Source organism: Microvirga calopogonii, assembly GCF_003347665.1.
Lineage (GTDB): Bacteria > Pseudomonadota > Alphaproteobacteria > Rhizobiales > Beijerinckiaceae > Microvirga > Microvirga calopogonii.
Genome location: NZ_QDGA01000167.1, coordinates 1 through 7,707 on the forward strand (window position 1 = coordinate 1; position 7,707 = coordinate 7,707).

10 protein-coding genes are annotated in these 7,707 nt (G+C 62.0%); 5 read left to right on the top strand and 5 right to left on the bottom strand.

Annotated elements, in window-relative coordinates; all coding sequences use genetic code 11:
* Nucleotides 1–77 precede the first annotated feature (77 nt).
* Both DDF70_RS34565 and DDF70_RS37285 read left to right on the top strand, forming a co-directional pair.
* On the top strand, nt 78–1,343 hold the full coding sequence (locus DDF70_RS34565) for an IS701 family transposase (RefSeq protein WP_114947673.1): 1,266 nt from the start codon (nt 78–80) through the stop codon (nt 1,341–1,343).
* 388 nt (nt 1,344–1,731) lie between these two features.
* The gene (locus DDF70_RS37285) at nt 1,732–1,887 is read left to right on the top strand and encodes a hypothetical protein (RefSeq protein ID WP_162820887.1); all 156 of its coding nucleotides are present in this window, start codon (nt 1,732–1,734) and stop codon (nt 1,885–1,887) included.
* 499 nt (nt 1,888–2,386) lie between these two features.
* Here DDF70_RS37285 and DDF70_RS34575 read toward each other — a convergent pair whose 3' ends face one another.
* On the bottom strand, nt 2,387–2,614 hold the full coding sequence (locus DDF70_RS34575; protein ID WP_114949060.1) for a hypothetical protein: 228 nt from the start codon (nt 2,612–2,614) through the stop codon (nt 2,387–2,389).
* Nucleotides 2,615–2,739: 125 nt separating this feature from the next.
* Nucleotides 2,740–3,507, bottom strand: a complete 768-nt coding sequence (locus tag DDF70_RS34580) for a LuxR C-terminal-related transcriptional regulator (RefSeq protein ID WP_114949061.1) — start codon at nt 3,505–3,507, stop codon at nt 2,740–2,742.
* Nucleotides 3,508–3,837: 330 nt separating this feature from the next.
* On the opposite strand from DDF70_RS34580, the gene DDF70_RS34585 reads away from it, so the two are divergent.
* On the top strand, nt 3,838–4,584 hold the full coding sequence (locus DDF70_RS34585) for a Crp/Fnr family transcriptional regulator (protein ID WP_114949065.1): 747 nt from the start codon (nt 3,838–3,840) through the stop codon (nt 4,582–4,584).
* Nucleotides 4,585–4,660: 76 nt separating this feature from the next.
* Here DDF70_RS34585 and DDF70_RS34590 read toward each other — a convergent pair whose 3' ends face one another.
* Complete coding sequence (locus DDF70_RS34590) at nt 4,661–4,882, bottom strand: hypothetical protein (protein ID WP_114949062.1); 222 nt, start codon at nt 4,880–4,882, stop codon at nt 4,661–4,663.
* Between the two features lie 253 nt (nt 4,883–5,135).
* Between DDF70_RS34590 and DDF70_RS39435 the strand changes: the two genes are divergently transcribed.
* Together DDF70_RS39435 and DDF70_RS34600 are read left to right on the top strand one after the other, a co-directional pair.
* Nucleotides 5,136–5,336 (top strand): NepR family anti-sigma factor, encoded by a 201-nt coding sequence (locus DDF70_RS39435; RefSeq protein ID WP_114949063.1) that lies wholly within the window; start codon nt 5,136–5,138, stop codon nt 5,334–5,336.
* A complete protein-coding gene (locus tag DDF70_RS34600; protein WP_114949064.1) occupies nt 5,333–5,887 on the top strand; it encodes a sigma-70 family RNA polymerase sigma factor in 555 nt (184 codons plus the stop codon). The genes DDF70_RS39435 and DDF70_RS34600 overlap by 4 nt, the downstream gene beginning before the upstream one ends.
* A 145-nt stretch (nt 5,888–6,032) precedes the next feature.
* Here DDF70_RS34600 and tnpA read toward each other — a convergent pair whose 3' ends face one another.
* Nucleotides 6,033–6,422 (bottom strand): IS66 family insertion sequence element accessory protein TnpA, encoded by a 390-nt coding sequence (gene tnpA / locus DDF70_RS34605; RefSeq protein WP_162820591.1) that lies wholly within the window; start codon nt 6,420–6,422, stop codon nt 6,033–6,035.
* On the bottom strand, nt 6,415–7,635 hold the full coding sequence (locus tag DDF70_RS34610; RefSeq protein ID WP_114947125.1) for an IS4 family transposase: 1,221 nt from the start codon (nt 7,633–7,635) through the stop codon (nt 6,415–6,417). Before DDF70_RS34610 ends, tnpA begins: the two co-directional genes overlap by 8 nt.
* Nucleotides 7,636–7,707: the final 72 nt, after the last annotated feature.

A 7,707-nucleotide genomic window follows, 5' to 3' on the forward strand; every position in this document is an offset into this window, starting at 1 on the left:
CACTACTTTGGCAGGCATGAGGAACCAGGCGAGGCCTGCCGACGTCTTCTCGGAAGGATGGTCCGCAGGAGGTTGTCATGAGCACCTCAGTGGCGTGGGAACACGAACTTCAGTCCTGGCTCGAACCCTTCCTCACCCCTCTTCACCATCCGGCTCGCCGGCGCATGTGCCCGCTCTATGTGGCGGGCCTGATCGGGCCAGGTGAGCGCAAGAGCCTGCAGCCGATGGCCGCCCGGGTGGCGCCCGCCGACTATGACCAGCTGCATCACTTCGTGGCCGTGGGCCCGTGGGACGAGGCGCCGCTCGAGGCCGAACTCCTGGCTCAGGCCACCCGGCTCGTTGGCGGGCCAGACGCGATCCTGGTGATCGACGACACGGCGCTGCTCAAGAAAGGCACGCACTCCGTGGGTGTCGCCTCGCAATATGCCGGAGTGGTGGGCAAGCAGGCCAATTGTCAGAGCCTGGTGTCGCTCACCCTCGCCAAGGGTGAGGTGCCGGTCCCGATCGTTTTGCGGCTGTTTCTGCCCGACACCTGGATCCAGGATCCCGAGCGCCTGCAGCAGGCGGGCGTGCCCGAGGCGTTCTGGACGCAGCGCACCAAGCCGGAGATCGCCCTGGAGGAACTCAAACGTCTGCTGCAAGCCGGCGTAAGCTTCGGGGCGGTGCTGGCCGATGCCGGCTATGGCATCAGCGGGCCCTTCCGGCAGGCACTCTCAGCCTTAGGGCTGCTGTGGGCGGTGGGCATTCCGCGCATTCAGAAGGTCTACACGGCGGACGTGCAGATGATCACGCCCCCGCCCTCGCGCGGCCGACCCCGCACGCGGCTCATCCCAGATCAGGAGGCGATCGCGGCCGAAGCCATGCTGGCCACCGCCTCCTGGCGTCAGGTCACCTGGCGGCGCGGCACCAAGGGTCCGCTGAAGGCGAAGTTCGCAGCCGTGCGCGTGCGGGTGGCTGATGGGCCTGAGGTGCGTCTTCAGGGACGGACCGGTCAGCATCTGCCCGGCGACGAGGTGTGGCTCGTGGGCGAGCATCGCCCCTCAGGCGAGCGCAAATACTACCTGTCCAACCTGCCGCCCGACACGACGCTGAAGCAATTGGCTTCTCTCATCAAAGCCCGGTGGGTGTGCGAGCAGGCGCACCAGCAGCTCAAGGAAGAGCTCGGGCTCGATCACTTCGAGGGCCGCTCGTGGCGCGGGCTGCACCGACACGCGCTGCTGACGCTGATCGCGTATTTGTTCTTGCAGCATCTGCGGCTGCAGGCCGCCACAGGGGGAAAAAAGAAAAGCCGGCGGACCACCGCCACAACCGACGCTGCCGGCCGTTCGGCGCATGCTGCTTGATCATCTGGCGCATGCCATGCGCCTCCGATGTCCCTTCTGCCGTGCCCGCTTCACCCTAGGTTCACTGATGAAAGTGCCAAAGTAGTGCTAGCATCAGGCTCGCCATCGTCTGGTGTGCCCGCAGCCATCACGATCATCCGGCTGCCCCAAACCCTTGGAACTGTTCATCTGGTCGTTGGAAACAACTCGCAGCAGGAGGCCCAGTTTCCGCGAAAATGTTTACATAGGTTAAGAAAAGTGCAACCGTGGCCGTCAACTGAATGCTGGTCTTGCCGCAGAGCATTTGTGCGGCTTCACGCCTCTATGAGAGCTTCGACCAGCGTCCAGTCGTCATCGTAGGTCCAGTGCAGATTCGAGTACCAGTGGGGTTTTCGAGGCGAGGTGTCCCATGACGCACAAGTTCCAGGTCGGCCAGACGGTTCTCCCAGCCCACCCCAGGGGAGCCAATCCCAGCACCTACGTGATCGTTCAAGTGCTGCCCGAGACCTTGCATGAGCGCCAGTACCGGATCAGGGCGCTGAAAACAGAGCCGAGCCTCTCGTGAGGTTCCGGCCCCGGTGAGGGGTGTGTCATGCCCGTAGACATGCGTCCGACACCGAGCGGTCGTGGGATCGCTTCGGCACGTGGACTGTTCGCTCGTATTCTGAATTGGACAGCCGTTGTGGTCGCCATCGGCTTGTGCTGGTGGGCTGCCACCGTTTTGCTCTAGGCTGATCGCCACCCAGAGCACGGGGCCAGACGCATATGCTGCTTGACCTGGATCGAGAGCAATCTGGCGTTCTCAGGCGCGCCCTCGAAGCGCGGGTGCGGGACATGCATACGCGTTTGGGCGGTGACCCTGGTGATGAGGGCTTCCGGCGTGAAGCGACCCTCGCGACACAGCTTCTTCGGCAGGTCGAGGCCCTGGAACGGCAGGCTGGTCAACGAGCCTGGGGCATAAGGGGAATCGAGTCACTTCCGGAAGAAGATGGGAATTGAGTAGGAGCAAGCCGTGGGACTGACCTGCTTGTCGTCGGCTGTTTAAGCCCATCTGCCGCAACGGATCACACGTGGGCGGGTTGCTCCTCGACAAGGGTTCCGATCAGGCGCAGCAATTCTTGCTGCTCCGGACCCTCGCCGCGGCTCAGGAAGCTTACGATGTCCTCATGGTCCACGTGCCCTCCCGAAGCCACATTGGCCTCGTGACGGACAAACACAGACCCTGAAGGGTCCCCAATCAGGAACCAGCGATCACCACTTGAGCTTTCATAGAGCTTTCGCGCCTTCTTCATGGGGGCTCCTATCGGATCGACACAGCGCGTTCACGGTAAGGCATTTCGGCAAGCTTCTCATCAGACCGTGTGGATGGGAAATGGACACGGACCTGATCCCAACCATAGACTTCATCGGCAATGTCTCAGCCATGCACGGACGCTCCCCCGCGCTGCGGCGGGCGCTGCGAGGCCCACATGGCAGCCTGCGTGCGATTAGAGGCCCCGATCTTGCGCAGGATGGCCTTGACGTGGACCTTGATGGTGGCTTCGGTGATCTCCAGCTTGCGAGCGATGAGCTTGTTGGGTGCTCCTTCGCGTAGGCAACTCAGGATTTGCATCTCCCGCGCGGAGAGCTTGCAAGCGTTCAGGTCAGACAAGCATGCCTCTGCCATGCGGTTGTCCTGGAACGGCTGGCCTTGCTTTTGGGGAGCCGCATCCATGAGCGAGCGAAGGATCGCGAAGGGCAGAACACTCTCGCCGACCATGACCAGTTCGAACAATTTGATTAGAGCCTGGGGAGCAGTGGCTGCCAGACAGAAGCCGTTCACGCCCGCCGCATGTCCCAGCCGCACGAAGCCAAGGTCGAACCGATCCGCCAAGACTACAAGGCGAGCTTGAGGAGCCTGCTCTTTTACCCGCCTAATCACCTCAAGCACGTAACTGGTGTTCTGACCGGCTTCGATCAGGACCAGGGCCGGTTCCAAGGCCATATCCTGGACCACAGCCGGATCGGCGGACGACGTTGTCACAGCAGGAGCAAACGACGTTCCCCGCAGAATGTCCTGAAGCCCGAGACTCAGAAGGGCGCTGTCACAGACCAACACTGTCGTGACGGTTGGCTCCGGATGATCTGACTGCTGGATTGTCCCAAGCACCTGACTAGGGACATACGGGATCACTTGCGCGGCCATGCTTGCTCCCCTCTTTTCCTATAGGATTTAACAAAAGTTAAAAGAGGGCAAGAAGTCTGTCTGTCGGATAACCGACAGAACTCAAGGATAAAGCTCTCAAGCCGTAAATGACAGCATCTGTAGACAAACAATCTTAGCAGTAATTATGCTTGTCTTCTCCAGAGGACTGCACTGCTGACGAAATCTGTGCCTTTCCTCGATCCCTTGTCATCGCTTTTGGTGAAGGCAGGTGCCAGCTATGCTATGATGATCTTGTCCCTCACATCCAGGGAGGAAAGCCATGCGCCCGCAAAGCCCACTCACAGAGGCCCTGATCCGAGCCCTGTCTTGATGAACCCGCTGATCCGCAAGCTCAGCAACTACATCACTCTACCAGAGGCCGATCAACGAACCTTAGAAGGACTGTCTCAAACACCAAAACTTGTCGCGGCTCACACTGATCTCATCCGAGAGGACGCACCTCCAGATGATGTCTATCTAATCACGAGTGGCTGGGCCTGCCGCTACAAGGCGCTGCCCGATGGCCAGCGCCAGATCATGGCCTACTTCATCCCCGGTGATCTGTGTGACCAGCGTATCTTTGTCCTGAAGCGGATGGATCACTCCATCAGCACCCTCACGCCCGCCACCGTGGCAGTGATCCCGGCACAGACAATGATCGACCTCACCGAGTGTCACCCGCGCATTGCGCAGGCGCTGTGGTGGAGCACGCTGGTGGACGAGGCGATCACGCGCGAGTGGGTGGTCAATGTCGGCCAGCGCAAAGCCTTCGAGCGGGTCGCGCATTTGATCTGTGAGATGTTCGTGCGAGTGCAGGTTGTCGGGCTCGCGGAGGGTTTGAGCTTTGAGTTCCCGGTCACCCAGACCGACTTAGCTGACACGGTGGGGCTGACCCTTGTTCATACCAACCGCATGCTCCAGGACCTTCGCGCTGAGGGGCTGATCGCCTGGAAGGGGAAGCGCCTGACCATCCTCGACTTCGACCGACTGGCGGACCTGTCGATGTTCAACCCGAACTATCTGCACCTGGAGCACGAGGGGGCGGATCAATATGATCGTACAGCTTCAAGCCTCTAACAATCACTGATCTTCCCCACGAGCGGCTTGCATGTTGAGCCAAGAAAGGTCCCCAGTAAGCCAGAGCCCAGCCAACTCATCCGCCGCCCACCTGATGCTTGATCTGCTCGCATCGTGCGAGCCGCTCCACAAGCTCGGCCAGCCGGGCCGGAAGAGGAGCCTCAACTGGTCCATAGGCCAGCCGCAGCCGCTCCCCAAGCGTCTGAAGCTCGCGAGTATCCAGCCACTGGTCCGACGTGGCGGTGGCCGGGAGGGGAAGCGTGACTGTTGGGACATCAGACGGCGGCATGGCTTGCATTGGAACACTCTCGCTGGTGGTACGGATATGCCGGTGAATGCCCCTATGTGCTCGCCCCTGGTCAGGGTCTCTTGTGTGCAACGCAGCGGGATTTTGTGGCAATTGTGCGGTCAGGGTGTCTAGCCGTCCCCAAGGCGTCTCCTGCACGGTTGAGCTTTAAGGACTCGTTTAGGCGGACATCCTATCGTTCTGAACCCGCCATGATGATCGCCTTAGCCTCTGGGACTGGAGCTTGGCTCAGGAGTTCCCACGTATGTGCAAGACCGACAAGCGCCAGCCAGCATCCCGAGCGGGCCTCCTGCACACAGACCCACGGACCTCCCCTGCCATCCGGGACAAGCTTGGGGAGCAGCTTCGCGCGATGTACGGAAAGCTTGAGGAGGAGCCCCTTCCTGACCGCCTCCTCGCCCTCGCAAGGCAATTAGATCAGCCTCGCCCCAAGGGGAAGCCATGACCCTGTCCCCGGACCTTCGCAACGACCTGCTCCAGTCCATTCCCTCGATGAGAGCGTTCGCGATCTCCCTCACCGGCAACATCGATCAGGCTGACGACTTGGTACAGGAAGCGATGGTGCGGGGATTGTCTCACATCGATCAGTTTCAGCCTGGGACCAACATTCAGGCGTGGCTGTTCACGATCCTGCGCAATCAGTTTCACACCGCGTTTCGGAAGCGACGGCGGGAAGTGGAAGACCCGGATGGCGGTATTGCCGCCCGCCTTGCTGTCCCTCCCGAGCAAGACGCGCATCTCGATGTAGAGGACCTCAAGGCTGCCCTAGCCCAATTGCCCCTCGATCAGCGTGAGGCCCTCCTGCTGGTTGGGGCACAGGGGTTCTCGTACGAGGAGACGGCGGCAATCTGCGGAACCCGGATCGGAACAATCAAGAGCCGGATCAACCGTGCCCGCACCAGACTGGCTGAACTGCTCGGTATCGAAACTCCGGAGGACATCGGGGCAGATCGGGTACTGAAAGCGACGATCTTCAACGAAACCCGCACCCGATAGCAGCCTTATGATCAGTTGATCCCTACTCTTCAGCCACGCCTTCTACATAGGTTAAGTCGCATCCGGAACGGCGCTCCCAGCCTTGGCGTTACAAGGGGGCAGGTTGCCGACACACCTGCTCTAGGTGCAATACCGTTGACTTAAGCTATAGGACCAAACGCCGGCGCAGCCGGGCGACCCACTGGTTGAAGCGGTACATCTCCAGATCATGGGATTGGCAGTACGCCGTGCGTGTCAGTCGACTGGCATGCCAGTCGCGGACGTGCTGATGCCATGAAGGGCGGCCGCAGGCCTGGCCTGGTGGTCTGGAAGCAGTCTGCGGGAGAGCCGTTGACAGGAGCACCGTGTCCTCCACCATTGGCGCGACAATCCGGATAAGCGCGCTGGAGCGGACGATCGGCGCGGTCAGGGGCGGCCCAGCCCGCGCCTTGGTCGGGAAGTTGCTCATCTTACGTTTCACCACACGTGGATTGTGGCGACCTCGACGGTGCTCGGCCGGTGTGTCGATGATCTCGATCAGGATCATCTCATGCATCTGATGCTGTCGCTGAGGGGGAAAACGCGGCATAAAACGGGAGATGCCGCCGGACAATCCGCACCGTGTGGAGGAAGGACAACGTGTCCGGGTCGCACCCGGCCTTTCGGCTGGCGGCATAGATCAGCTGCCGCAACGCCAGATGGACGAGCAGAAAGCCATAGAGTTCTTGTTCGGCCAGATCCGCCCGGCGACTGCGCAGCATCAGGCGCTGCCCGGGCAGGCTCACCTTGAATTCGGCGAAGGTCCCCTCGCACTCCCACCGTTCATGATACAGCGCTGCCAACTCCGTCGCTGGCGCGACGGCCGGGTCGAGGAGCGTGGTGACCAGCCGATCGAGGGGCTCCGCGTCCGCGATGCCTTCCAGGCGGTCGTCAATGACGCGCACGACCTGTCCCCCCTCATTGTGTCGACGCTGCTTGGGCGAGGCGTAAAGCCGGCTCAGATACGAGCCATCGGGAAGGCGCTGGTGGCAGGGCAGTTTGTGGTTGACGCGCACCCGCCAGAGCAAGTCGGCGCCCGTCGCTGCCGCCAAGCGCCACAGCTCAAAGCCGACGAAGGCCCGATCAGCCAGACACACCATGTTCGGCTGCAAGTGCTGCAACACGCGCGGCGTCAAGCGGACCTCGCTGGTGTCGTAGCGGCCAACCGCCACGGCGAACATGGCATGGGTGCCGGTTTCAATCAGCCCCACCAGGCGCAGCTTCGGGAAGCTGCTGGCGCCCCGCGAGGCGGCAGGGCGGCCGAACTGGGCCTCCAGTTCCGGCGTATCCGGCAGATCGATGGTCGTGCCATCCACACTGACCAACCGGCGACCACGGTACCACGCTCCGGGCGTGCCGGGGTCCGCAATGGGATGGGCCACCCGCTGGAACAGCTCCCGCATGGGCGTGACCCCCAGCCGGATCCGCGCACGGGTGATGGCCGACTTGGTCGCCCCCAGCGCGTCGAGCCCGCCCAGGCGGAGCCACCGCACCCCCTCCAGCAGGCATCGCAACACCTCGCCGTAGGAGGCCTGTGCATACAAGGCCAGCGCCATCACATAGTACACCACCAACGGCGCTGGCAGCTGTCGATGCCGCTGGCTCTGTCGCTGCGTCGCGACCAGCACAGCGTCAATCAAGGCCGCCGGAACGGTCGTCGTCAGCACCCCGAGTGTGACGAGATCGCTGATCCGTGGGCTGTCCGGAAGGCGCGCTGGAGGTCGGGTCATGACTGAACCCTCCGCAAGCCACTCCCTCTCGTCACTTCACACCCCATCGGCAGCTTAAGTCAACGGTATTGG

Coding starts and splice junctions, on each gene's coding strand:
- DDF70_RS34575 (WP_114949060.1), bottom strand. CDS start 2,614: ATGAAGAAGGCGCGAAAGCTCTATGAAAGCTCAAGTGGTGATCGCTGG.
- tnpA (WP_162820591.1), bottom strand. CDS start 6,422: ATGCATGAGATGATCCTGATCGAGATCATCGACACACCGGCCGAGCAC.
- DDF70_RS34590 (WP_114949062.1), bottom strand. CDS start 4,882: ATGCAAGCCATGCCGCCGTCTGATGTCCCAACAGTCACGCTTCCCCTC.
- DDF70_RS34565 (WP_114947673.1), top strand. CDS start 78: ATGAGCACCTCAGTGGCGTGGGAACACGAACTTCAGTCCTGGCTCGAA.
- DDF70_RS34600 (WP_114949064.1), top strand. CDS start 5,333: ATGACCCTGTCCCCGGACCTTCGCAACGACCTGCTCCAGTCCATTCCC.
- DDF70_RS37285 (WP_162820887.1), top strand. CDS start 1,732: ATGACGCACAAGTTCCAGGTCGGCCAGACGGTTCTCCCAGCCCACCCC.
- DDF70_RS34585 (WP_114949065.1), top strand. CDS start 3,838: ATGAACCCGCTGATCCGCAAGCTCAGCAACTACATCACTCTACCAGAG.
- DDF70_RS39435 (WP_114949063.1), top strand. CDS start 5,136: ATGTGCAAGACCGACAAGCGCCAGCCAGCATCCCGAGCGGGCCTCCTG.
- DDF70_RS34610 (WP_114947125.1), bottom strand. CDS start 7,635: ATGACCCGACCTCCAGCGCGCCTTCCGGACAGCCCACGGATCAGCGAT.
- DDF70_RS34580 (WP_114949061.1), bottom strand. CDS start 3,507: ATGGCCGCGCAAGTGATCCCGTATGTCCCTAGTCAGGTGCTTGGGACA.